The sequence below is a fragment of the Paenibacillus amylolyticus genome (genome assembly GCF_001570725.1).
Taxonomy (GTDB): domain Bacteria; phylum Bacillota; class Bacilli; order Paenibacillales; family Paenibacillaceae; genus Paenibacillus; species Paenibacillus amylolyticus_A.
On the sequence record NZ_BCNV01000001.1, the window covers coordinates 1,247,541 to 1,272,161 of the forward strand.

25 protein-coding genes are annotated in these 24,621 nt (G+C 47.2%); 19 read left to right on the forward strand and 6 right to left on the reverse strand.

Annotation, left to right across the window (positions count from 1 at the left end; all coding sequences use genetic code 11):
- The first annotated feature begins 38 nt into the window (after positions 1-38).
- The 6 genes from PAHA3_RS05775 (at position 39) to PAHA3_RS05800 (ending at position 5,899) form a co-directional block, all read left to right on the forward strand.
- Positions 39-842 (forward strand): NUDIX hydrolase, encoded by an 804-nt coding sequence (locus PAHA3_RS05775; protein ID WP_062833857.1) that lies wholly within the window; start codon positions 39-41, stop codon positions 840-842.
- A 72-nt stretch (positions 843-914) separates the two neighbouring features.
- The gene (locus tag PAHA3_RS05780; RefSeq protein ID WP_062833858.1) at positions 915-1,472 is read left to right on the forward strand and encodes a cysteine hydrolase family protein; all 558 of its coding nucleotides are present in this window, start codon (positions 915-917) and stop codon (positions 1,470-1,472) included.
- 194 nt (positions 1,473-1,666) lie between these two features.
- Entirely contained in the window at positions 1,667-3,121 is a 1,455-nt protein-coding gene (locus PAHA3_RS05785; RefSeq protein WP_062833859.1) for a nicotinate phosphoribosyltransferase, read from the forward strand.
- 364 nt (positions 3,122-3,485) lie between these two features.
- Entirely contained in the window at positions 3,486-4,139 is a 654-nt protein-coding gene (locus tag PAHA3_RS05790; protein WP_062833860.1) for a hypothetical protein, read from the forward strand.
- A 111-nt stretch (positions 4,140-4,250) separates the two neighbouring features.
- Positions 4,251-5,270: an oxidoreductase gene (locus tag PAHA3_RS05795; RefSeq protein WP_062833861.1), complete on the forward strand. Its 1,020-nt coding sequence runs from the start codon at positions 4,251-4,253 to the stop codon at positions 5,268-5,270.
- A 74-nt stretch (positions 5,271-5,344) separates the two neighbouring features.
- A complete protein-coding gene (locus tag PAHA3_RS05800; protein ID WP_062833862.1) occupies positions 5,345-5,899 on the forward strand; it encodes a hypothetical protein in 555 nt (184 codons plus the stop codon).
- Between the two features lie 74 nt (positions 5,900-5,973).
- Here PAHA3_RS05800 and PAHA3_RS05805 read toward each other — a convergent pair whose 3' ends face one another.
- Complete coding sequence (locus tag PAHA3_RS05805) at positions 5,974-6,492, reverse strand: MogA/MoaB family molybdenum cofactor biosynthesis protein (protein ID WP_036609234.1); 519 nt, start codon at positions 6,490-6,492, stop codon at positions 5,974-5,976.
- Positions 6,493-6,661: 169 nt separating this feature from the next.
- Here PAHA3_RS05805 and PAHA3_RS05810 point away from each other — a divergent pair, with 169 nt between their 5' ends.
- From PAHA3_RS05810 to PAHA3_RS05840, 7 genes are all read left to right on the forward strand, one after another.
- Positions 6,662-7,786 (forward strand): CobW family GTP-binding protein, encoded by a 1,125-nt coding sequence (locus tag PAHA3_RS05810; protein ID WP_062833863.1) that lies wholly within the window; start codon positions 6,662-6,664, stop codon positions 7,784-7,786.
- Positions 7,787-7,859: 73 nt separating this feature from the next.
- On the forward strand, positions 7,860-8,195 hold the full coding sequence (locus PAHA3_RS05815) for a four-helix bundle copper-binding protein (protein ID WP_062833864.1): 336 nt from the start codon (positions 7,860-7,862) through the stop codon (positions 8,193-8,195).
- Between the two features lie 530 nt (positions 8,196-8,725).
- Positions 8,726-10,456, forward strand: coding sequence for an arginine--tRNA ligase (gene argS, locus PAHA3_RS05820; RefSeq protein WP_062833865.1), 1,731 nt, complete (start codon positions 8,726-8,728; stop codon positions 10,454-10,456).
- 90 nt (positions 10,457-10,546) lie between these two features.
- Entirely contained in the window at positions 10,547-11,518 is a 972-nt protein-coding gene (locus PAHA3_RS05825) for an ATP-binding cassette domain-containing protein (RefSeq protein ID WP_167350849.1), read from the forward strand.
- Positions 11,515-12,225 (forward strand): hypothetical protein, encoded by a 711-nt coding sequence (locus tag PAHA3_RS05830; RefSeq protein WP_062833867.1) that lies wholly within the window; start codon positions 11,515-11,517, stop codon positions 12,223-12,225. Before PAHA3_RS05825 ends, PAHA3_RS05830 begins: the two co-directional genes overlap by 4 nt.
- Positions 12,226-12,324: 99 nt before the next feature.
- Positions 12,325-12,870: a hypothetical protein gene (locus PAHA3_RS05835; protein ID WP_062833868.1), complete on the forward strand. Its 546-nt coding sequence runs from the start codon at positions 12,325-12,327 to the stop codon at positions 12,868-12,870.
- Positions 12,867-13,493, forward strand: coding sequence for a YdcF family protein (locus PAHA3_RS05840; protein WP_062833869.1), 627 nt, complete (start codon positions 12,867-12,869; stop codon positions 13,491-13,493). The genes PAHA3_RS05835 and PAHA3_RS05840 overlap by 4 nt, the downstream gene beginning before the upstream one ends.
- Before the next feature lie 186 nt (positions 13,494-13,679).
- Here PAHA3_RS05840 and PAHA3_RS05845 read toward each other — a convergent pair whose 3' ends face one another.
- Together PAHA3_RS05845 and PAHA3_RS05850 are read right to left on the reverse strand one after the other, a co-directional pair.
- Positions 13,680-15,770, reverse strand: coding sequence for an ABC transporter ATP-binding protein (locus PAHA3_RS05845; RefSeq protein WP_062833870.1), 2,091 nt, complete (start codon positions 15,768-15,770; stop codon positions 13,680-13,682).
- A 12-nt stretch (positions 15,771-15,782) separates the two neighbouring features.
- The gene (locus PAHA3_RS05850; RefSeq protein ID WP_062833871.1) at positions 15,783-17,528 is read right to left on the reverse strand and encodes an ABC transporter ATP-binding protein; all 1,746 of its coding nucleotides are present in this window, start codon (positions 17,526-17,528) and stop codon (positions 15,783-15,785) included.
- A 485-nt stretch (positions 17,529-18,013) separates the two neighbouring features.
- Here PAHA3_RS05850 and PAHA3_RS05855 point away from each other — a divergent pair, with 485 nt between their 5' ends.
- Positions 18,014-18,310, forward strand: coding sequence for a HesB/YadR/YfhF family protein (locus tag PAHA3_RS05855; protein WP_017689086.1), 297 nt, complete (start codon positions 18,014-18,016; stop codon positions 18,308-18,310).
- Between the two features lie 77 nt (positions 18,311-18,387).
- A complete protein-coding gene (locus PAHA3_RS05860; RefSeq protein WP_062833872.1) occupies positions 18,388-18,837 on the forward strand; it encodes an NUDIX domain-containing protein in 450 nt (149 codons plus the stop codon).
- Between the two features lie 95 nt (positions 18,838-18,932).
- Here PAHA3_RS05860 and PAHA3_RS05865 read toward each other — a convergent pair whose 3' ends face one another.
- From PAHA3_RS05865 to PAHA3_RS05875, 3 genes are all read right to left on the reverse strand, one after another.
- Complete coding sequence (locus PAHA3_RS05865; RefSeq protein ID WP_062833873.1) at positions 18,933-19,445, reverse strand: hypothetical protein; 513 nt, start codon at positions 19,443-19,445, stop codon at positions 18,933-18,935.
- A gap of 190 nt (positions 19,446-19,635) precedes the next feature.
- Complete coding sequence (locus PAHA3_RS05870; protein ID WP_062835986.1) at positions 19,636-20,079, reverse strand: DUF441 domain-containing protein; 444 nt, start codon at positions 20,077-20,079, stop codon at positions 19,636-19,638.
- A 5-nt stretch (positions 20,080-20,084) separates the two neighbouring features.
- A complete protein-coding gene (locus PAHA3_RS05875) occupies positions 20,085-21,083 on the reverse strand; it encodes a YpdA family putative bacillithiol disulfide reductase (RefSeq protein ID WP_062833874.1) in 999 nt (332 codons plus the stop codon).
- Between the two features lie 178 nt (positions 21,084-21,261).
- Here PAHA3_RS05875 and PAHA3_RS05880 point away from each other — a divergent pair, with 178 nt between their 5' ends.
- The 4 genes from PAHA3_RS05880 (at position 21,262) to PAHA3_RS05895 (ending at position 24,487) form a co-directional block, all read left to right on the forward strand.
- A complete protein-coding gene (locus PAHA3_RS05880) occupies positions 21,262-21,855 on the forward strand; it encodes a DUF2087 domain-containing protein (protein ID WP_062835987.1) in 594 nt (197 codons plus the stop codon).
- Between the two features lie 475 nt (positions 21,856-22,330).
- On the forward strand, positions 22,331-23,416 hold the full coding sequence (rsgA, locus tag PAHA3_RS05885; RefSeq protein WP_062835988.1) for a ribosome small subunit-dependent GTPase A: 1,086 nt from the start codon (positions 22,331-22,333) through the stop codon (positions 23,414-23,416).
- A gap of 56 nt (positions 23,417-23,472) precedes the next feature.
- Positions 23,473-23,811, forward strand: a complete 339-nt coding sequence (locus tag PAHA3_RS05890) for a L,D-transpeptidase (protein WP_062833875.1) — start codon at positions 23,473-23,475, stop codon at positions 23,809-23,811.
- 136 nt (positions 23,812-23,947) lie between these two features.
- On the forward strand, positions 23,948-24,487 hold the full coding sequence (locus PAHA3_RS05895; RefSeq protein ID WP_062833876.1) for a GNAT family N-acetyltransferase: 540 nt from the start codon (positions 23,948-23,950) through the stop codon (positions 24,485-24,487).
- Positions 24,488-24,621: the final 134 nt, after the last annotated feature.

Consider the following 24,621-nt stretch of genomic DNA (forward strand, 5'->3'; position numbering starts at 1 on the left):
TAATGAAATTATCAAAATGAAAATAGTCGGTGGTGCCCATGAGCGAAAACTACGAACACTTCAATGCAGAGAGCGACGAACAAGCAGCACGTGCCTATAGTTCCAAGAAATATCGTACCCCCGATGGTGTTCCTGCGGATATCGTTATGTTCACCTTGACCAAGCGGGAGCGCAAGACGGTAACGAAGACACTTCCCATTCGGGAACTGAAAGTGATGCTAATCAAGCGCAAAGGCTGGCCTTTTGCAGGCAGATGGGCATTACCCGGTGGATTTTGTCAGGAGAATGAATCCATCTACGGTGCAGCAAAGCGTGAACTGATGGAAGAGACAGGTGTAGACGGTGGACATCTGGAATACTTGAATGTATACAGTCAGCCGGGTCGTGACCCGAGGGGCTGGATCATCTCTCATGCGTTTTTCGCGCTTGTAGAAGAATGGATGCTGGATCAACGCCAAGCGGCAGATGATGCTGAGGATGTTGGGTTGTTCACGATTCAGGAGGCGCTACAAGAATTGGAGTTGGCCTTTGATCACAGAACAATCATCGAAGATGCTTATCGACGTATTCAACAACAGATGCTGGAAACGACGATTGCTCGTCAGTTCCTGCCACGTGATTTTACATTAAGTGAATTATATCAGGTTATTCAAAGTGTTGTACCGGATTTTGAAGAACCAAACTTCATTCGCAAGATTACGTCTACCCGCAGTCGCAAGGGCATTGTGGAAGAAGTACGGGACGAAGAGGGTAATCTGGTGAGTTCTAACCAGTATTCACAGCGTCCGGCACAGCTATATCGTTTTACAGAACTCGTACCACGCCTATCCATCTATACGTAATAATGTGTAGGTGTGTCAATCTGAATTGAATTGAATCAGAATCAACCATTTCTGAGCAAGGGAGTGTTGACGATGAAAGCACTGATTGTCATTGATTTCACGAAGGATTTTGTGACAGGTTCTTTGCCTGTAGGTCAGCCGGCAGTAGAGATCGACGAGACGATTGCAGCTGTAACCGAGGCCTATTGTAAGAACAAACATGAGGTAATCATGGCTGTGGATCTACACGAAGAGAATGATCCGTATCATCCGGAGACTGTGCTTTTCCCACCTCATAACATCCGAAATACAGAGGGAAGACAGCTCTACGGTCGTCTTGCCCAAGTGATGGAGGAACGAAAAACCGATATTCGGTGGATGGATAAGACGAGATACAGCGCATTCTGTGGAACAGATTTGGAACTCAGACTGCGTGCACGTGGCATTACAGATATTGCACTCATTGGGGTATGTACGGATATTTGTGTATTGCATACGGCAGTGGATGCTTACAATAAAGGTTTTCATATTACGGTATATGAAGATGCTGTTGCCAGCTTCAATCCGACAGGGCATGAGTGGGCACTTGAGCATTTTCGTTCCAGCCTAGGTGCTTCGGTGGTTAAGGCAAGCGAGACGGTCCTGGCGTGATTTAATCCATAATCATGTTTGGTTGACCTAATGTTAGGAACCGGATGAATGTGGTGAATGATGTATAGAATTGTACGGGAGACTTGTTTGTGAATACGGATGAACAGAATCATGAAGAATAAGTCTCCATATGTTAACCCGTGTTCACAGGTTAAATCTGCGAGCACGAGCGGAAGTCAGAGAGGATGAGACAAATGCAGACGACTAGCCTGGCTTTACATACGGATAAATATCAAATCAATATGATGTACGCCCATTGGGTGAATGGTACACACAAGCGGAAGGCGGTATTTGAAGCCTATTTCCGTAAGCTTCCGTTTGGCAACGGATATGCGGTATTTGCCGGATTGGAACGAATTGTGAACTATATCAGCCAGCTTCGTTTTACGATGGACGACATCAAATTTTTATCCAAACAAGAGGAAAATTACGATCCGGTCTTTCTGGAAGAGTTGCTCCAGTTTTCATTTCAGGGGACAATTCATTCGATGAAGGAAGGTGCAATTGTTTTCCCTGACGAACCGCTCATTCGGGTAGAAGGCTCCATTATGGAGACACAATTGGTGGAGACGGCGATACTTAACTTCATGAATTATCAGACGTTGATCGCAACCAAGGCTTCGCGGATCAAACAGGTAGCACAGCAGGATACCTTACTCGAATTTGGTACACGGCGTGCACAGGAAGCGGATGCTGCCATCTGGGGCGCACGTGCTTCATATGTGGCAGGATTCCATGCAACGTCCAATATGCTGGCCGGAGAGCGCTTCGGGATACCAACAGCAGGTACACATGCCCATTCCTGGGTACAAAGCTTTATGAGCGAGCAGGAAGCGTTTGACGTGTATGCCAAAGTGTTGCCTGATCAGGTTACCCTGCTGGTCGATACCTTTGACACGTTGAACAGTGGTGTACCTCACGCCATCAAGACAGCCAAGAAGCTGGAGAGCCAAGGCAAAAAGATGAATGCGATTCGTCTGGATAGTGGTGACCTTGCGTACTTGTCGATTCAGGCACGTCAGATGCTGGATGAGGCTGGCTTGGATTATGTGAAAATTGTAGCATCCAATGATTTGGATGAGAATACGATTTTCAACCTTAAAGCTCAAGGAGCGCGGATTGATACATGGGGAGTCGGCACACAACTGATTACCGCCTCTGACCAACCATCTTTGGGTGGGGTATACAAATTGGTGGAACGTGAAGTGGATGGTGCTATGCTGCCTACGATCAAAATATCTGCCAATCCTGAAAAAGTGTCCACGCCAGGTAAAAAGGAAGTGTTCCGGATCATTGATCCGAAGCATGGCAAGGCGATCGCAGATTATATCTGCTATCCAGAGGAAGAACAGCCGCTACAGGGCGGACCGCTCAAGCTGTTCAACCCGCTACACCCTTATCTGAAAAAGACCGTTACCCGCTACGAAGCGGTAAATATGCTGGAGCCGATCTTTGTGAACGGACGCAAGGTGTATGAGCTGCCTAATTTGGATGAGATTCGGGCGTACCATAAGGAACAGATGAACCTCTTCTGGCCTGAATACCAACGGAAGCTCAACCCCGAGATCTATCGTGTGAACATTAGCCCTGCGGCATGGAATATGAAGCAGAAGCTCATTGCGGAACATGTGAAGTCCACAGAGGAATGATCTACACATAAGAATTACAGAGAGGCATAACCAGTGGAGAATACTGGCTTATGCCTTTTTAGTATGATCCAGATGATGCGGATCAGAAATGTAAGAAATCTCATGGACAGACTGCCAAGGTAACAGGCTATACTGGAATTTGGCTTGTTCAGTTCGAGAGTTTGTTCAAGAAAGAACTTTTTGAACACGCATTTACAGGGGAAATGCAGTAATTATTTCTCGGGAAAGCGCAGGAGACGCCAAATCTTGCATCTTTCGGAGTGTTGCTTCGACATATTAGGGCGGCTCCTTCCGTACCGATTGAATATCTGGCATTGTTTCAATCCCATAGTTGCCGGGGATGAGAGTAAGAGGAGGTGCAGACATGAGATGGATATTAGGACTGGTCTGGATCGCTTTTATTGCCTATGCAGTGTTGTTGGCACCGGGGCAGTCAGCTGGAAGTGATCCTATATTCAAAGAACTGATCACACTGCAAAGCAAGGAGCCTTGGCTGCTTACTGTATTTTCGTGGTTAGGTATTTTCCCGGCAGTGTATGCTTGTATGCTGTTAAGAACATCTGTGAAAGAACGAGGTGGCCGTGTACCTGCTTGGCCTTTTGTCTTGTTTTCTTTTGGATTAGGTGCTTTTGCGCTGCTTCCCTATTATGCATGGTCATCATCTGGGAATAGAACATCGGGATACGCAAGCTTACATTTTGGTCGTCAGCGGGAGTTGGGAATTGGACGGGTAGCAGCCCATAAGCTGACGCATGTAGTCCTTCTGCTCTTAACGCTGGGGACAGCATTCTATGCCGTGACGCAAGGTCATCCGGATGTATTTATGGACGCGTTCAATCAATCTTCCTTTGTACATATCATGACGATTGATTTTGTACTGCTGAGTTTACTTTCCATGATTGCGATATGCAGAGATGCTAAAGCGAGTCGACGTTCACCAGCATGGGCAGTGACAGGCATTATCCCCATTGTGGGTCCACTAATCTATCTGTTGACGTTAAGGAGAGACAGAGCTTGATCATTAACATGAGGAAGAATCCATAGGTAAAGGTAGCCGTTAAGCCTGAATACGAACAATTCACGTGCTTAATGGAAAAATATATCAAAGTCGAAGAAGGAGTGGCTATCGATGAAAAACCATTTTAACGCATATGTTGTCCGTAAAGAAGAACAGGGCGGAGTGAAAGCTGCCATAGAGCAGTTGAAGAAGGAAGATCTGCCAAATGGAGATGTAACGGTACAGGTGCAGTATTCCAGTGTCAATTATAAAGACGGACTCGCTACCCTTGAAAAGGGAGGTGTCGTTCGTGAATACCCGATGGTACCGGGCATCGATCTGGCAGGAACGGTGGAGGAATCGGTAAGCGGACGTTTTGCACCGGGAGATCGGGTGATCAGTACAGGATTTGAACCAGGCGTATCCCATTACGGAGGGTACAGCGAGTATGCCCGGCTACGCAGTGAATGGCTGGTGCCTCTGCCACCGGGTCTTAGTGAGAAAGAAGCCATGGCGATTGGAACCGCAGGATTTACGGCTGCACTTTCGGTAGATGCGCTGTTACAGGCTGGAGTGACACCGGAGATGGGCAAGGTTCTGGTTACGGGTGCAACAGGTGGCGTTGGCAGTATGGCAGTTACGATTCTGGCGAAGCTTGGTTTTGAAGTAACAGCCAGCACAGGCAAGAAGGAGCAGGAGGAGCCACTGCTTCGAAACTTGGGGGCTTCAGAGGTTATTACTCGTGAAGAAGCTGATACTCCAGCTAAAGGAGCCATGGGGAAACAGCTATGGGCGGGAGTTGTTGATCCAACAGGAGGCCCGGCACTCGCGGAGCGATTGAAACAGATCCAATACGGAGGTGCGGTTGCGGTATCTGGTTTAACTGGAGGCACAGCTTTTGAATCGACGGTACTTCCATTTATTTTGCGTGGTATCCAGCTTATTGGTATAGATTCTGTATATTGTCCGATGGAACGTCGAGAACGATTGTGGAAACTGCTTGGCGGAGAATGGAAACCGGAGCGCGCGTTGGAACTGGGAATCCGTGAAATTTCCTTAGACCAGTTGCCTCATACGCTGGAGACGATACTCCAAGGTGGTGCAGTAGGTCGTACCGTGGTCCATACGATATCAGATCTGCCATCCGCATAAGATTCTAAGTCCTTAGACATGCTAATTCTACCTGAATGGGTCACAGTACACGTGGCTGGAAAGGAAGGATTGGCATGTGGTTTGGTAGAGAAGACCGAATTCTGGTTGGAAGAATAATCAAGTCGGTACTTGTAAGTGTAATGTTGATTGCGAGTGTCTGGTCCCTGGTAGCTTGTTCGGCATCATCCATTGAGCAGGAGCGGAAGGTCTACACCCGCGAAGCGACAGATGAAGGAAATATGCGAGCACAGAGTCAAGGACACGGATTAAACGGTGAATTGGTGAGTGAGATCAGTAAGAGTTTCGAAGCAAAAGGCATTAAGCTGATGAATAACATGTCTGCCGATGACGATCATGGTGGGATCTCTTATATGTACTTGTTGAATGGAAGCGGCAGACACATCGTGAAAGTCCATATTTTCGGTAGTAAGGCAGCACGGGTTGCTGGGATGAAACAAATGTACAGTGAGAATGGTGATGAGGCTGTCTTGGAGAAGGTGCTTGGCCGAACAACGATTCGCAGCAAAGGTTACGTTTCACTGGTGTATACGGCTTCTGGTGGGGAAAAGGACGAGTATGAGCCGGATGTTTTGCAGGTGTTCCAACATGTGCTTGAGCAATTAAGGTAAGAGGAGAGGGGAGCACCAACCTTTCAATTCGTATCGTACAGCTGAAAATAAACCCGAAAAACCCGTCTGATTTTTCAGACGGGTTTATATATTTCACGCATGACATGCCGTAGCTCAGGCAAAATTAGTTTTTCCATAGCCAATTTGACAGCTCCTTTGGAGCCTGGCATGGAGAAGACGGCTGTGCGTCCAATCGTTCCGGCGACGGCTCTGCTCAGGATGGCAGCGGAACCGATATCTTCGGTGTAACTGAGAAAACGAAAGATTTCACCGAAGCCCGGCAGTTCCTTGTCGAGCAGTGAGGACACCGCTTCGTAGGTTGTATCTCGGGGGGCAATCCCTGTTCCGCCACTGAGCAGAACGGCTTCGATATCATCACGAACGGCTGCATCTTGCAGGATGCTTCGAATGTTCTCCGTTTCATCTGGCGTAATGATGTATTCAACAATCTGATAACCTGCTTCATTCAGAAGCTGATGCATGAGCTGGCCGCTGGTATCGGTGTCTTTGGTGCGCGTGTCCGATACCGTTACAATCATGCACGATACCGTGTCCGGAGCTTCCTGGCGATGTTGTTCCACTGAATTGGTCATGAAACTTCCTCCTTCAATCAACATGTCCTCATAGCATAGACCATCCGTTAGAATCAGGCAATGTACTGGGGAAGAGTTGAACGTTATTGCACAACGAATGCAGGTGGTGTACACTCGCTAGATATAGATAGACTAGGTTACAAGAGGATAATCAGAGAGGTGTTTAAGCATGAACGAAACGATTTTAAAAGAAAAATCCATACCTGTATATATACTGTCAGGCTTTTTGGGAAGTGGCAAAACAACACTGCTTGTTCAGTTGATCGAACATTGGCAACAGCAGGGATTGCGTCCCGCAGTAGTGATGAATGAGTTGGGCGAAGTTAATCTGGATGGTCAGATTGTGGATTCCACCGTTCCGATGACAGAGATGTTAGGTGGATGTATCTGTTGTACCGTACGTGGCGACTTGGGATTGCAGCTTGCTGAACTTGTACAGGAGGAATCCCCTGATGTGATCATCATAGAAGCAACGGGTGCGGCAAATCCAATGGAAATTTTGGATGCGGTCACCGAGACTTCACTCTACATGCGATTGGAATTGAAAAGCCTCATTACCGTTGTGGATGCAGCGCATCTATCTGGATTGTACCAGGAGCAGAGGGGGCAGACCTTCAAATTGATGCAGGAGCAGATTCGTTGTGCGTCTGTGCTTCTCTTGAACAAAACAGATCGGGTGAGTGTACAGGAACTGCAAGATTTGGAGCAGCTTTTGGCAAAATGGAATGGCTTCGCACCTGTAATACCTACGGTCAAATGTGCGGTGGAGATGGATCTGTTGCTTCGCAGCGGGGCAGACGTGCACGTCCATGATTCAGCCTCTGAAGCAGGTAAGCATGCTCACCAAGAGCATCATGTTCATACGGAAGCCTGTGGCGTACATGGATGCAGTCATGGACATGAACATACACATCATACAGTCCAAGGCGATGCTACGAATACTGACGGATCTCATAGCCATAGCCATGTCCATGAACACGCTCATGAGCATTCCGCTCCTCATGCATCACACGAACATGTCATGGTGTATACGCATTATTTCAGTCATCCGGTGAATAGCGAAGCATTTGAACAGTTTGTATCAGCTTTGCCACGAGACGTGTATCGAGCGAAAGGTATTTTATCGTTTAGTGACACGGCGAGCCGCTTCTGGTTCCAGTATGCTTACCGTGAATCGGATTATATGAAGATCACACCTCAGGGAGATGTCCCTAATGTTGCTGTGTTCATAGGTGAACATTTTGACCAAACTGTCATTCGTGACCAATTATTGGAATTGGAAGCGATAAAGTAGGCTAGATGATTCAATGTTCCTCCGTACTGGGTATTAAGAAGCATAGCAAACTTTGCCTGGGAGGTAACTTTAAATGACACAACAACAATATCAACAATGTATCGATGCTTGCCTGGAGTGCATGAATGCTTGCAACGTATGTTACATATCGAGTCTGAAAGAATATGATCTGGCGATGCTGCGTGATTGCATTCGTTTGAATCGGGAATGTGCGGAGATTTGCAGTTTTGCTGCACAAGCGATGACGCGTGGAAGTGATTTCATTGCCGAAATATGCGAATTGTGTGTGAAAGCTTGTGAAGCTTGCGCCGCAGAGTGTGGTAAACACCAGCATGATCACTGTCAAGCATGTGCAGAGGCTTGCCGCAGATGTGCAGAAGCTTGCCGCTTGATGGCAGCAGTAGCGTAAATATCATTTCTCTGGAATATATAATTAAACGGATAATATGTTGGTCCCCTAAGGGAAGCAGCGAACACAGGCATCTGAGACGATGTGCCTATGTGTTGCCTTCAGTAGGGGATTTTTAATGCGGGTTGCCAAGTCTGATCATGGTATGTATAATGATGGCAATGAATTGAAACGAAGAATATCAATGATCGGGAGAGTAGCCAGATCCATACATGACAGCGAGCCGGGAGAGGTGGAAGCCGGTATGATATGACCTGAGTGAACCGCACCCGTGAGATGGTTATCCGAAAAGATGTATGTATCCCGATTGGGATAGGCCATATCTGTCTGAGGGTAACCCGGCTTGCGACCGTTATACGCATCGAGCGGAACTGGTTTTACTGGTATGCATCTTGATGCATATTAGGAGTAGCTGTTCACCTAGAGTGGTACCGCGGGAACTGTTAATTCAGCTCTCGTCTCTTATGTAGAGACGAGAGCTTTTTTGTGTTTATTTTCAGCCAATAATGAATGGATTAGGAGTGTTCAACATGTTGATGAAGCAGGCTGCGGCCGACATTGCCCCTTTAACGGGATTGAATGAAAAAGAGGTTCTGAGATTACTGGAAGTCCCACCTCAGGCGGAAATGGGTGATGCAGCATTCCCTTGTTTTACTTTAGCGAAGTCATTAAAGAAAGCACCGGCAGTCATTGCAACTGAGCTCGCAACGGGATTGCAGGCATCTGGAATTGAAGCGACTCCCGCCGGTCCGTATGTAAATATCCGTTTTAACCGGGAGAAGCTCGCGCCGAATCTGCTGAAAGAACTGGGTAATGCGGCATTTGGTAAGCTTCAGCTTGGTCAAGGTTCACGTGTTGTGATTGATATGTCTTCCCCTAACATCGCGAAACCTTTCGGGATCGGGCATCTACGTTCTACTGTAATTGGTGCAGCACTGTATCGGTTGTATAACGAAGCGGGTTATACCTCCGTAAGCGTGAATCATCTGGGAGACTGGGGAACCCAGTTTGGCAAGCAGATCGCAGCGTACAAACGGTGGGGCAATGATGAAGCGTTGCAGGCAGACCCGATCCGTACGTCCCTGGAACTGTATGTACGTTTCCACGATGAGGCGGAGAACGATCCTTCTCTGGAGATTGAGGCACGGGACTGGTTCCGCAAGCTGGAGCAAAGGGACGAGGAAGCACAACGGTTATGGGCGTTCTTTGTAGAAGTGAGCATGAAGGAATTCAACCGGATGTATGAACGTCTGAACGTACAATTTGACCATACGCTGGGGGAAAGCTTTTACAATGACAAGATGGGCGCGGTGGTTGAAGAACTCAAGGCGAAAGGTTTACTTGAAGAGAGTGATGGAGCACTCGTGGTACGTTTGGAGGATGAGAACATGCCTCCGTGCCTGATTATCAAAAAAGACGGAACAACAATTTATCCTACACGGGATTTGGCTACGGCGGTTTATCGTCATGAGGTGATGAAGGCAGATCGGTTGTTATACGTGGTCGGAGGCGAGCAGAAGCTTCATTTCCGTCAGGTTTTTGCGGTCCTATCTCGGATGGGACATGGGTGGTCTGCAAAGTGTGAACATATCCCGTTTGGATTAATGCGTTTTGAGGGACGGAAAATGTCTACCCGCCGCGGTAAAGTCGTCTTTTTGCAGGAAGTATTGGATGAGGCAGTCACTCGTGCACTACAGATTATTCAGGAGAAAAACCCGAATCTGGAGAACCCTCAGAAGGTGGCTGAGGCGGTCGGTGTCGGTGCCATTGTCTTCGGTGATTTGCGTAATAATCGGCTTAATGACGTGGACTTCTCACTGGAAGATGCGGTGAGTTTTGAAGGGGAGACCGGACCTTATGTACAATATACGCATGCTCGGATTCAAAGTGTACTTGCCAAAGCTGAAGAGGCGATCCGTATGGAAAATGAAAACCATCTGACTAACGGCACGATTGCAGATGATGTAAATGAAACAGGGAGCACTTCATCCAGCATCGGAGATACCTCATGGGCATTGCTGAAACTGCTCGGTGAATATCCCGAGTATCTGGAAAAAGCCATTCATCGGAATGAGCCTTCGGTCATTGCCAAATATACGATAGATGTCGCTCAAGCGTTCAACCGCTTCTATCACGCCGAACGGATTGCGGATGCGTCATCTGATGTAAGGTCCTTCCGAGTGGCATTGGCCAAACGGACTGGCGAACGCCTCGCATACAGTTTACATTTGCTAGGTGTGCAAGCTCCAGAGCGGATGTGATCCCAGGTGATAAGGAGTACACGTGGTCTTTTCAAGAAGTCCGATCAAGCTATAACAGACTCATCAGGTCGAGGTATATTTCTTCAACAAGTGAGCAAGCGATTAGGTACTGCTCAGGTGCTGAATCAAATTAATCTGGAAGTGAAGCAGGGCGAATGTGCTGTGCTTGTGGGCAGAAACGGTTCTGGCAAAAGCTCGTTGCTACGTATATTGGGGGGCAGCTTGTTACCTGATACAGGATCGATCCAGCGCACAATGAAGGGTTCTGATGGGTATGCAGTAGATGGCCTGCCACGTTTACCCTTTACCTCTGGAGAGTACTTGTGGGACATGGGACGGATTCGGGGCATCCGCCCCGAAATACTCCGTGAGCGGATTAGAGAACTTAGTGAACTTTTATATCTGGATACCGCGATTGATCAGAAGTTACCGCTACTGTCCAAGGGCACACTGCAAAAAGTAAATTTGATTCAGGCCCTGTTACCTGGACCGGGGGGTCTTTTGCTGTTGGATGAACCGTTGTCAGGCTTGGATATTCCAACTCAAGAGGCAGTTGTATCCCTGTTGGGACAATGGAAGGTTGAAGGGACATCCATCATTACAGCTTGCCATGAACCGTTGCTTATTGAACGTTTGGCAGACCAAGTGGTTGTATTAAAGAAAGGTCGTGTGCTCCGCTACTGGAGTCGTGAGGATGTATTACAAGCTGACGAACCAGTTGTACACATTCAAAGTCTAATGGAGGCTGAAGAGGATTTAGCTAACGATCTATCCATTTTAAAACAATCGGGAGTGCTGTCTTTAGTTCGTAATACAAGCTCGGAAAAATCGAATTCATGGATGTGGGATTGGAAAGTATCTCAGAAATCAACAGATGATGTTCTTAGAATGATTCTGGCATCCGGAGGTTCGGTTGTGTCTGTACAACAGGAAGAAAGTCAATTACATATGGAAAGTCTGCTGGAAGGAAAACATCCAGCTATATATTCGAGTCGTGGGGTCGTCCCAGAATCTATGGGGTTAAGCCCTTCCATGGACGCTGAGGGGAGAAAGGTCCAATGATCTATCTAACCCGTTATTTGTTAAGGCATCACATCCGCTCACAGAAATATTTTGCACCGGTTATCTTTTATATCATCACTATGCTGCTGATCTATTCATACAAACCTAATCCTATTGCAGACAGTTACAGTGTCACGGCTATGCTCTTATTTCTGGCAGCTGCTTGGCTCGGAGTAATGGTGATGAATACGGAACCTGCGAGGCAGTATCAACTGCTTGTCCTTCATGCAGGAAGCAGGCGTAAGGTTGTAACAAGTCAACTCATCTGTGCCTGGATCATGCAATTCATGCTCACCGCAATCACTGTGCTGTATCCCGTGTTCGCGGGAATGTTCGAGAGACAACCCACGGGTGAGGAGTGGATGATGACTTGGTTAGGACATCTGGGATTATCGCTACTGGGATTGGGCATCAGTGTATCTTTTCAAAAATCATACATTCCTTTACTTAGTCGTAGTATGCCGGCCCTCATTATTGTACTATTACTATCATTTATCCAGGGTTCCTTAAGTGAACGTCTGCCTGAATCGTTACAATGGCTTGGGCGTATTCTGCCACCAGCCTTTTATCAGGTTCGTGAGATGATGTTATTCGATGAATCAAAAATGAGCTCCTTTGTTTCGGTTACGCTATGGACTGTGCTCTATGCATCGGGGTTATTAATTATCCATGTGTGGCTGTCCGGAAGAAGAGATCTACGGAGTTAGAAGTCGCGCTTCCCCATAACTTGAATGTTGCTCTTGGTTTGGTTAGGATAGAGGGACATGGAATGGATAACATTGTACGGTTGAAGGGGGCGCTCGCATATGCAAAATACAGACATCCAGAATGGTGACATGCTGGACAGCGAACACTCCAGGGAATTGTTTGCCTATTACGGATTGGCCGTGTACTACGGTCAGGCGCTTGAACAGCAGCTGGTCAATCTGATTTTATTAATGAAAATGTCTCAGGGCAAGGCCGTGTCTGAAGAGGATCTGGAAGATCTGTACGAACGAAAAATGAGCAGTTCACTAGGGCAGCTCATTCATGAGGTACGCCATCATTTTACCTTTTCCGAGGAAGAGACTCACCAATTGAATGAATTGTGGCAGCAACGTAACCGAATCGTACATCATTATTTCAAGGAACGAATCCATGAGACATTCAGTCCGGAAGGACGATCACGCATGATTAAGGAATTGGAGGATTTCAAAGACCGTGCACAGGAGCTGGAGATCAGTCTTCAGCAATATACGGGTGCCTGGATTGCTGAGCTTGGTTTGGATGCTGAATCCGCAGCAGCTCTGCAAACGCTGGAACGTATGCATGCCGAGAGCATGCACGCAAGGGCTTTGGAAGAGAATGAATGAAAAGCAAACGCAAAACGAAACGCTGGATTGTAATTACGGCTCTTGCTATAGTATTGGTTGGAATTCTATGGACTGTGGTTACGGTAGCACGTATATTGGCATATACGGATGAGGATTCGTCCAGGATATCGGATGCAGCGATCATTCTGGGTGCGGCCGTGGAGGGGGATAACCCTTCACCTGTATTTCGTGAACGTATTGAACACGGGATTGAATTATACCGTCAGGGGACCGTTCGTAATCTGATTTTTACAGGCGGGTCAGGTGGTGATGGAGAACATACGGAAGCTGAAGTGGGTCAGAAGTATGCCATTGCACAAGGAGTAGATCCAGCGGACATTCGCGTAGAGACCAAATCTCGAATCACCGAGGAGAATCTGATCAATTCAATTCCAATAGGTGAACAGGCCGGTTATCACACGTATACGATTGTGAGTGATCCTTTACATATGAAACGGGCCATGAAGCTGGCTACCGGACTGGGTATGGATGCCGTACCCTCTCCAACACGAACTACGGCTTATCGAACCTGGCGCAGCAAGTTTCCTTTTCTCGCAAGAGAGACCGTGATGTACATGGGATATACGATCAAAGGATGGATAGACAATCCGCAGCAGCCGTGAGGTTGTGCGCGGGTTGTTTTTTTGTCTGAGCTAAATAAACAGTATCGGAGCATAGCCCCAGATAAAAATAAAAAACCGATCTACACCGCAAACCCCTAAGGTAGCCGTGTAGATCGGTTTTTGTGTTGCCTGTTGAGCGCATATCATTTCTGATTAGTTAGTACAAGAATTTCTGTATTAACTATGTTATGCATTGCCTCCGGCAAAGGAGGTTGAGGTTGGAATGATTTCGCCCGACGGATTCACGCTGGTTGCATCCGCTGCTGCTTGCGCACCTTGCTGAAGCTGATACATCTTATAATAGCGGCCTTTAAGCTCCATCAGGTCATCATGTGCACCTTGCTCAACGATACGCCCGCGATGCAGAACCAGAATCTGATCTGCCGAACGAATGGTGGAGAGACGGTGAGCAATGATGAAGGTGGTACGTCCTTTTTTGAGGACTTCGAGTGCGTTCTGAATCAATGCTTCCGTTTCCGTATCAATATTGGCAGTCGCTTCATCCAAAATGAGGATGGCGGGATCAAACGCCAGTGCACGAGCAAAGGAGATCAACTGACGCTGTCCAGCAGACAATGTGCTTCCTTTTTCGATGACAGGTTCGTCAAAGCCTTGAGGCAAATGAGCCAGTATGCGTTCAGCCCCTACATCACGCAGCGCCTGTTCAATTCGTTCACGGGAAATTTTCTCATCGCCGAGACTGACGTTAGAAGCAATCGTGCCTGTGAACAGATATGGGTCCTGCAGTACAATCCCCATATGCTCGCGAATCCACTGTTTGGGCAGATCCTTGACGTTCTGACCATCGATCGTGATCTTGCCTTTTTGCGGGTCATAGAACCGGAATAACAGGTTGATGATTGAGCTTTTACCTGAACCGGTGTGACCGACCAGAGCGACCGTCTGACCTTGGGATGCTTTGAACGAAATATTGTTGAGTACGAAGTCCTTCTTATAGGCAAAGGATACATCGTCAAATACAACATTCCCTTTGTATCTTGGCATAGAGCCATCGGTTACGGCTTCTCCCTTTTCATCCATCAGCTCAAAGACGCGACCAGCGGATACGAGAGAGGAGTCCAAGTTGGCAAGCTGATTCACCATGCCGGTAATCGGCTGGAACAAGCGGCCGAGGACATCGACGAAGGCATAAAGAACACCCAATGAGATAATACTTGTGCCATCCAGCACACTGGAACCGAAGTACCACAGGACGACCGCAAACGCGATATTCCGTAATACGTTAACCAGGTTGTGTGAGGTGAAGGCATTCAGGTTAAGCATTTTGTTCTGGTGTTTCATATAGTCATCATTCAGATCTTCGAATTCCTGTTTGGTTTGTTTCTGATGGCGGAATACGCGGATAATGGACATCCCCTGAATGGACTCGTTAATAATTGCATTGATCTCACTCAGTCGTGATCGAATAATTGTATTGTAGCGAGTGGCGAATTTGCGATAGAGCACAATCCACGCAATGAGCATCGGCACGACGAATAATGAGATCAAGCCGAGGCGAACATCGAGCAGGAAGAGTGCGACATACACACCCGTAATTGTGATGATCCCTGAGAAAAAGTTCGAAAGAACAGCAACGAACAGATCCTTGACGGCTTCTGTATCGTTCGTGACCCGAGATACAACTTTACCTGCGGGCAGATTATCAAAAAAGTGCACCGGCAGTCGCTGGATGTGGGCATACACATCGTTACGCAGTCTTTGAATAACCTTATTGGCTGAAGACTGCAACCAGAATGTTTTACCGAACTCCATAATGACCGAGATCACGAGGAAGATCATGTAGTACATAATTAATTGATAGATGCTGGGCATCTCCGGTTTGTAAAAAGCAAAGAGTTCACCAGCGGACAGGGGGGCTGCCGCATATTGGCCGGTCACTTCGCCTGCGCGTGTAACCGTAAGGGTCCCATCCGCATAGACGCGGTCCCCGTCAGGTGCACTTACCGGTTCATTTACAAAATAAAAACTTCTACCGGCTTGTAATACTCGCACTTCAGAACCTTTGCTTTCATCCGGTTCGAACAAGCCTTCGCGTTTGTAGTTCTTACCGTTATAGACTGCGGCTTCATCCGAAGCTGTCGTCTCATAGAAAGGCTGCTCAATCGCGAGCAAATGATTGTCGATCATGGATTTGGCGATGAACGGCCCGGCAAGCTCGGCCGCAACACCAATGGTAAGCATAATTAATGCAGCGATAAATGTTCCTTTGGCTTTTAAGGCGTAATCAAGCAGCCTTTTGCCTGTATTAGACTTCAATGAATTGACCTCCTACGTGGACAGATTGGACTCGACCTGTTGCCGTTCATACTGTTCACGGTACCATCCGTTCATGGCTAACAGTTCCTGGTGAGTGCCTTCTTCCGTAATTTTACCGTGCTCCAGTACGATGATTCGGTCAGCATGTTCGATAGCGGACAGGCGATGAGTCGAGATCAGTGTAGTTTTGCCCGAGCGTTTATTGCGTATATTTTCAATGATTTTAGCTTCAGTACGTGCATCGACAGCAGATAAGGCATCATCCAGGATCAGAATATCAGGGTTAGCGATAAAGGCACGCGCCAGCGAAACCCGCTGTTTCTGTCCACCGGACAGAGAGATTCCTTTTTCACCAACGAGTGTATCCAGTCCATCAGACAAGGTTCCCAGATCTCCGTCAAAAGCGGCGGTACGAATGGCTTCCATAATTACTTCATCACTGGCACCAGGCTTACCAAATTGAATGTTCTGACGAACCGATTTGGAGAACAGGACTTGTTCCTGGGGTACGTACCCGATCCAGCTGTGCAAGTCATCTTTGGCGATATCCTGAATGGGATGACCCGAGATGCTTAATGTGCCCGAACCGGCAGGGTATTCGTGAAGCAGTTGTTTGAGCAAAGTAGACTTACCGCTACCCGTACGACCGACAACACCCAATGTTTGACCACGTCGTAGCGAAAAGCTGATATGACTGAGATTGTCGACAGTGGAACTTGGGTAACGGAAGGTAACATCCTGCATCGCAATTTCTTCCGGATTCGTAACATGAGCAGGTTGCTCCACATCTTGTACAGCAGGTTCTACGGATAAAGTCTCGTTGACCCGATCAAGTGAAGCGCTACCGCGCTGCATCAGGTTAATCAATTCGCCGATGGCGAACATGGGCCAGATCATCATCCCTAGGTACATATTGAACGATACGAGATCTCCCAGGGTAATTTCATTATGGAATACAAGATATATGCCGTAGGCAAGTGCAATCACATAACTGAGTCCAACGAAGAGTCGGATGGTTGGTTCGAACAGGGCATCCATCCTGGCAACGGCCAGGTTTTTGCGATATACATCTTCGGTCACATCGGCGAACCTTTTCTCGTCCAGACGTTCCTGCACATAGGCACGCACGACACGAATACCGGCGATGGACTCCAGCACCTGGTCATTCATATCTCCGAATGCATCCTGTGCAAGGGTGTAACGTTGATGTACAGCTTTACCATAGATCATCATGGCAATGGCGATAAAGGGCAGAGGCAGGATTGCCGCCAGGGTCAGTTTCCAGCTGACCAGGAAGCCCATTGCGAACAATACGGTGGCCAGAAAGGCCGTAGAGTCTGTTAAGGTCAGCATACCGAAGCCTGCTGTAGTAGCAATGGAACGAAGATCATTGGTGGCCCGAGCCATCAGATCTCCCGTTCTGTTTTTCTCAAAAAAGGGAGGAGTCATCCGTAACAAGTGGTCCATGAAGCGTGAACGAAGCAGCCGCTCCACGAGATTGGCACCACCGAACAGTTTGTGCATCCAAACGTATGTAACCAGATAGATAATGATGACCGTTCCCAGAATAAGCAAGATATAACGGGTAAGTGAGACGCCTGTAATGGAACCGCGCACAATCTCGTCGATGGCATTACCAAGAAGACGGGGAGGCAGCAGTTCAGCAACGCCCACCAGAATAAGCAAGATGACACCGGTCAGGTATCGTTTGCGTTCCAGCCGGAAGAACCAGGCCAGGTTTTTAAGTACAGAGAACAAGTGTTATCCCTTCCTTTCAATGTCCGTGAAATGCAGATTCTGTTCATGTATGCCGAAATGTACCCACAAAAAAAGACATACCGCACGCAGGCGGTATGTCTTCATATATCATACGGCAGCATGGCTCCGAGAACAGAGCCGCCACCATACATAAGTTCGATTGTGAGTAAACATCACAGAGGTTCTAATGAAAGAACGCTTTGTCATGCCGACTTATGAACAGAATAATGATTTCGGGTGTGCTCCGGTATTTAATTGTGTGCTGAATTGACCTATCATATGTTTGTTAAACACCGTAATCACCCTTTCTTTTTTTGGAAATAAATACAATGTAGACCTCGTATGTTTGCATCTTAACACCGGCTTTTACAATCTGTCAAACATTTTTCACAACTTATTTTGTCTTTATGTGGTCACTCGGGTTTGTATTCAAGTCCCTGTCGAGATATGATGGAACATATATATACAGAAGGAGCTGACACCAAATGAGTACCATACATGTATCCGATCAAGCTGCTCGCTGGTACAAGGAAGAACTGAATTTGAACGAGGGAGACAGCATCCGATTTTTTGCCCGTTATAGCTCTGGCGGAGGTCTTCATCCTGGATTTTCGCTCGGCATTGCTGTGGAGAAACCAAGACATCCTGCGGATCAAACCGAAGTGTCGGGGATTCAATTCTTTATGGAAGATCACGATTATTGGTATCTGAAAGGGCACCAACTGCATGTGGATATCGTTGATGAAGGTCAGGATATCGAGTATCGTTATACCGAAATATAATGTCTTGATGTATTCTGCAAAGCAATAGATGAATCACAGGTCGCCACCGGCTTCCGAGTAGGAGGAGGGGATAAGCAGTGAATCTGCCAGCCCGAGATTTGGCCCAGTATATCGCAAAACGCTCTCATATTGTTGTAAAAGCGGCGGTGCGGGCTGAGAACGAACAAGGTGAATTGCTGCTGATTCAGCACGCTGAGCATGGTTATTGGCGTATGCCAGCCGGTGAGATGCGTCCGGGTGAAGCCATTGAGGATGCTGCACACCGGGAGTTATGGGAAGAGACAGGTTGGACGACCAATACCATGACACTGGAAGGTCTGTATTCGGGGCCTGATCTTCGGTATCTGCATGCGAGCGGAGATGAAGAGTATTATGTCATTGCCTTGTTCCGGACACAGATCATTCAGGATGACCTTGTGGAATCGCGTGTAAATAGTGATGCGGGTCTGAAGTTTTTTGCGCTGGAGTCGTTACCACCTCTGAATGAGATTAGCCGAATCCTGTTAGCGCAGGATATTGCGGAATAAAATAAGTGTTGACGCAAAAATGACCTCGGTATCCACAATAAAGTGGGTACTGAGGTCATTTTTTGTTTTCGGATTTCCGTGCACTCCGTGATGAATTACACCTGATCCAGTGGTTCATCATCCATTGCAAAATCAAAATCATCAATATCAAATACCTGTACAGGTGATTCAGACTCAATAATACGTGCAATCAGTTCAACCTGATCGGTGAGAATCGGGATACTCAGGCGCTGAGATGTGAGGAGCAGTTCGGTCTCAATGGGATCGAAATACTCTCCGTACTGTGCCGTATCTACAGCATTGATAATGGCAATGGATACTTGGTCACCAAATAGAATGGAAGGGCTTTTTGCCCATGGAACAAGTAATGCACGCTCTATTTTTTTCTTATTCAGTGGTTCCTCGAAATAAGAAATCATTTCATTGATTTTGGATTTCACATGCTGGTCATCTGCCGGGTTATCCATCATGGGATCAGGACTGGTCTGGAATTCATATAGCTCAAGGATGGTGGTATAAGGAACAATATATTCAACAGGCGCGGGCGGCGCTAGCAATTGACCGTAAATGGCCACCATCACGGCTTCTGTAATAAACTGACGTGACATGGTTCCTTAATCCTCCTGCGCCATTAATAGTTGCAAAGTGAATCTATAATTTCCTGCAACAGCATAACCACAATATCGATTATTCTGTTGTAGACTCGTGCATAATTTGCATGAATAGAAGTATATCACACAATGGTGGGAAATACAGCCAATCTGCAGAGCATGTCAGGTCACACGCTCACAACCCGGATCAGGATTTGCCCAGTAACAACGACAATATTCCCGCCGCGATCAATGGCCCCACAGGAACACCCTTGAACAGAGCAACGCCGAGTACCGTTCCGATTAACAGCCCGGCAACGACAGTTGGTTGTGTACCCATCAGCGTAGCACCTCGTCCACCGAGATAAGCCACTAGTAATCCTACGCCAATGGCGAGCAGTGATTTCCAGTGCAGGAAAGACTCGCCGATCGTCTGCAGACTCATTTTGCCACTAGCAAGAGGTGCCATCACGCCAATGGTCAGAATGATAATGCCCAGTGTAAGTCCGTATTTTTCAAGCCATGGAAATGCCTGATTCAGGTTCAGAACTCGTAGCAACAACAGAAATACCATCGCTACGGTCACCGGTGTGTTGCTGCTGATAATCCCGAGGGCCGCAAATCCGAGCAACAGCAGGGAGGTCATGTCCATGGTCTTCATTTCCCTTCAGTCTGTCCACGTTGTCTGCTAACGATATGTTCCGCAATGTACCTACCATGCCAGCGTCCGGATTCAATAAAGACTTCATTGGCATTACGCCCCGAAGCGATAACTCCGCCCACGTATACACCAGGTACGCTACTTTCCATCGTTTGCGCATCATACACGGGTTTATCCATATCATCGGACATCTCTACACCTACGGAAGCGAGCAGATGTCGATCCGGGCGGAAACCGGTCATGGCCAGAACAAAATCGTTATCCAGTTCACTAGTGGAACCATCCGTGTGTATCAGACGAATCGAATCATCCAATATTTCATTCACGCGTGACTCCAGATGCAGTGTGATACGGCCTTTTGTCACCATGCTCTCGAATAGCGGACGTACCCATGGTTTGATGTGTTCAGACAGACCACTGCCGCGATAAACCATATCAATATGGGCTCCGACACGAACCAGTTCCATAGCCGCGTCCACCGCGGAGTTGCTTCCGCCAATAATGGCAACACGCGTACGGGTATAAGGGTGGGCTTCCCGGAAGTAGTGGGTTACTTTATCTTTGTCTTCTCCAGGGATGCCCAGGTAGTTAGGATGGTCAAAATAACCGGTAGCAACGACTACATTGCGTCCAACATGTACGATGGCCTCCCCGCGTCGATTGAGCGTATGTACCTCAAACGTGCCATCATCCTTGCGTTTGATCTCACGGGCTTCCTCATAGTTATGAACACGCAGGCCAAAATGTTCGGCTACCCTGCGATAATAGGCGAGTGCTTCATAACGAAACGGTTTATCATTAGGTGTGCTGAACGGAACGTTTCCGATTTCAAGCAGCGGGGCTGTGCTGAAAAACTGCATATGGGTTGGATACAGATAAATAGATTGAACGATATTGTATTTCTCAACGATCACAGCGGACAGTCCCAGCCGCTCGCATTCAATGGCAGCAGACAGACCGCATGGGCCTCCGCCGATAATAATGACATCTTCCATGTTCTTAATCCTCCTTATTTCAAGCAATATAATCCTACCGTAAATAACGGGCTAATGCCAGTTCAAGCGTGAGTTTAACCCAGACAGGCCTCCTTGAATCCAAAGGAGTTGACGTGGAGAGAGGAAAAGATTAATATCAAATTAGATATTTATCTAATTGAAAGTGAGATGAACGATGATGCAGCTGGAGAAAATTGTAGCTTATCATAAAGCGTTAGCTGACCCGACCCGGCTGCGCATGCTGCTGCTGTTGGCCCAGGGTGAACTGCACGGACAAGCCCTTGCCGAGCGGCTCAATCTGTCACAGCCAACCGTGACACATCATGCTTCCAAGCTGAGAGAGGCGGCGCTGATCAAGGAACGACGGGAGAAAAACACCGTGTATTTCACACTCAATCCTTCGTTTATCCGTGAAAATGCACAGGCTTCGGTTGATTTTATCTTCAAGCGAGAGGAGGTTACGGATATGAGTGATGTGAACGAAACATTGAAAGCGTCGGTCATGAGAAATTTTTTCTCCAGAGATGGACGACTGCGTCAGATTCCGGCTCAATATAAGAAAAAACTGATTGTACTTGGTCATCTGGTAGAGCAGCTTGAATTCGGTCGGAAGTATACGGAAAAAGAAATCAATACATTTATAAAGCAATACCATGAAGACTTTGCCACGATTCGTCGGGAATTTATCATGCATCAGTTCATGTACCGGGAAGAGGAGATCTATGAATTGAATCCGAAGGAAATGTGGACGCGCTGGGATCAGGTCAAATAAAGTAGACGGGTAAAATATAGTTTGGGCTTGACAACTGTAAAGCTCAGTGTGTAACATGATGGATAATTCTACAAGGGAGGCGATTGTTTATGACAAACTTAAATGCTGTATACGTTAATTTGAATATGAACAGCGTCTCCGGAACGGATCAATGCATGTAATTTTGCGTTAAATGGGTAGCAATACCCATTGTAACGTGAAGTATCGTAACATGCTCAGATGAAGCCACGGGTGACGCACCCGTGGCTTTTTTGTTTGCCGATAAAAGGGTGTTCCTGAATTATTTATAGCGGATATTTAAGTATATGTCCGGTATAACGATGAAGGGGTAGCTCTGTGGTTCGGCTAACTACTTATTGCCGCGGGTGTATTCTTACCCGTGGTTTTTTTGTTTTGATCTGAACACCGGAGATGATGGTTCACTCGGCTTGCACGAAGTAAACAACTTATTTTGGGAGGAATTTTTATTTTAGATATCCATATTAAGAAGTACGGCTGGTCTGCAAAGTGGCAGGAACTGTGGCAAGAGACAGGGATGGAAGAGCAGGAGAAAAAGCCAGCCAGAATTATCGCAGACCATGGACATCTGCAACGTCTGATTACAGAAGAGGGCGAATGCTGGGGCAGAATTTCGGGCCGAATGCGTCATGATAGTCTGGAGACCAGCTTGGTACCAGCGGTTGGGGATTGGGTGGCAATTACGGGTCAACCAGGCGAAGAAGCAATTATTCACAATCTGGTGCCACGTCAGAGTCGGGTCTCGAGACAAGCCGCAGGTCCAGTAACCAAAGAACAATTAATCGCCGCCAACGTCGATACACTGCTGATCGTGGCAGCACTTAATCATGATTTCAACCTTAGACGGCTCGAAAGATACGTGCTGATGGCATGGAATGGTGGGGTAAGACCAGTCATTGTCCTGAGCAAAAGTGATCTGTGCAACAATGTGGAGGAACAGATCCGAAGTGTAGAAGGAGTAGCTCCAGGCGTTGAAGTGCTCGCGATATCCGCTGTGGAGGACCAAGGCAAATCGTTACTGGAAAGATATTTGCAACCAGGGTTGACTGTTGCGCTCACAGGATCTTCTGGCAGTGGCAAGTCTACGCTGGTGAACTGGATGATGGGTGAAGATGTACAACTTACGCAATCCGTCCGTGAGGGAGACAGCCGTGGGAGACATACAACAACACACCGGGAGATGTTTGTACTCCCACAGGGAGCTGTATTGATCGATACTCCAGGCATGCGTGAGCTTAATCTCTGGGATGAAGGCAGTGATGGATTGTCCCATGCGTTTGGAGAAATTGAAGAACTTGCCGCCACGTGCAGATTTCTGGATTGCAGTCATACACGGGAAGCTGGATGTGCAGTGAAAGAGGCCATACAAGATGGTACATTGGATGAAAAACGGCTGAGCAATTATCTGAAGATGCAGAAGGAATTGCAATATCAACAACGTAAAGAAGAAGTGGCAACGAGAAGGCGTACAGCCTCCAGTAAACCGACCAGTAGTCGCAAACCCAAGCACTCCCGTAGTGTGAAAGAGTGGGAGGAAGCCTGAAATCAGGCGGGCATCATCTGCTATCTTGCATAAGATAGGTCAGGAGGGATGTCATTATGCCGGATTATAGGATCATTGTCGATCTGTCTGACCATATGTTATATCTTCTGGATGGCAATCAGGTGATCAAGGGCTATCCTGTGGCAACCGGAAAGATGCTCACACAGACTCCGAGCGGGGAGTTCACTATTATTAACAAACAATCTAATCCAGGAGGGCCATTTGGCGTGTTGTGGATGGGACTGTCTGCACCCCATTATGGCATACACGGAACCAATGAGCCTTGGTCCATTGGCAAATCCGTCTCCCATGGTTGTATACGCATGTACAACTCGGATGTACTGGATCTGTCTTCCAAGGTATCTGTAGGCACGAGGGTAACGATCCGGCCGTAGGGCCGGATTTTACTTTATAAGGTTAAAAGTAGCCGTTTAGTAAATAAGTTCATAATGGATCAATTTGGAATTATAGAAAGAAGAACATATAATATGGTAAAACTACGGCAGTTACGAGAGAAAGCGAGTGATAGCCATGCAGATCAGGCAGGCGCGTGAAGGGGATGCGGAGGGAATAGCCCATGTACATACGGAGAGTTGGAAAACAACGTATCGCGGAATTGTGCCCGATGATTTTTTGGATCATTTGACTACAGAATCAAGATTGTCCCAGTGGGAAAAGCATATTCGCTCTGGCGAAAAGGATCAGATCTTGGTAGTAGCTGAACAGCCTGATGGGAACATTGTCGGATTTGCTTGTGGGGGTAAGGAGCGTGAAGGCAAATTAGCTTATGATGGAGAGCTGTACGCCATATATTTGCTGAAGGAAGTTCAACAAACGGGCATAGGTCAGCGACTGTCTACACATGTGGTTAATCATCTGCGAACCCTTAATATGAAAAGTTTGATCATATGGGCGTTGGAACGTAATTCAGCTTGCCGCTTCTATGAGAAGATGGGAGGTACTCGAGTTCATACACAGTCCATCCGCATCGCTGGTCAAGATCTGATCGAATTTGGCTACGGATGGGAAGACTTGAGCCTTTTTGGAGAGAAGAGTCTGCCTGACAGATGAAAGACGGGCAGGGGGCGGCAAAATACTGTGAATTGTGTTGTTTCCTTAAGCTTCAGGGAATGAAAGGTTGTTTCAGGTCTACACGTTTGCGTAATTCTGAACAAGGTTAATGATGTATTACACCGTTAAGCAGG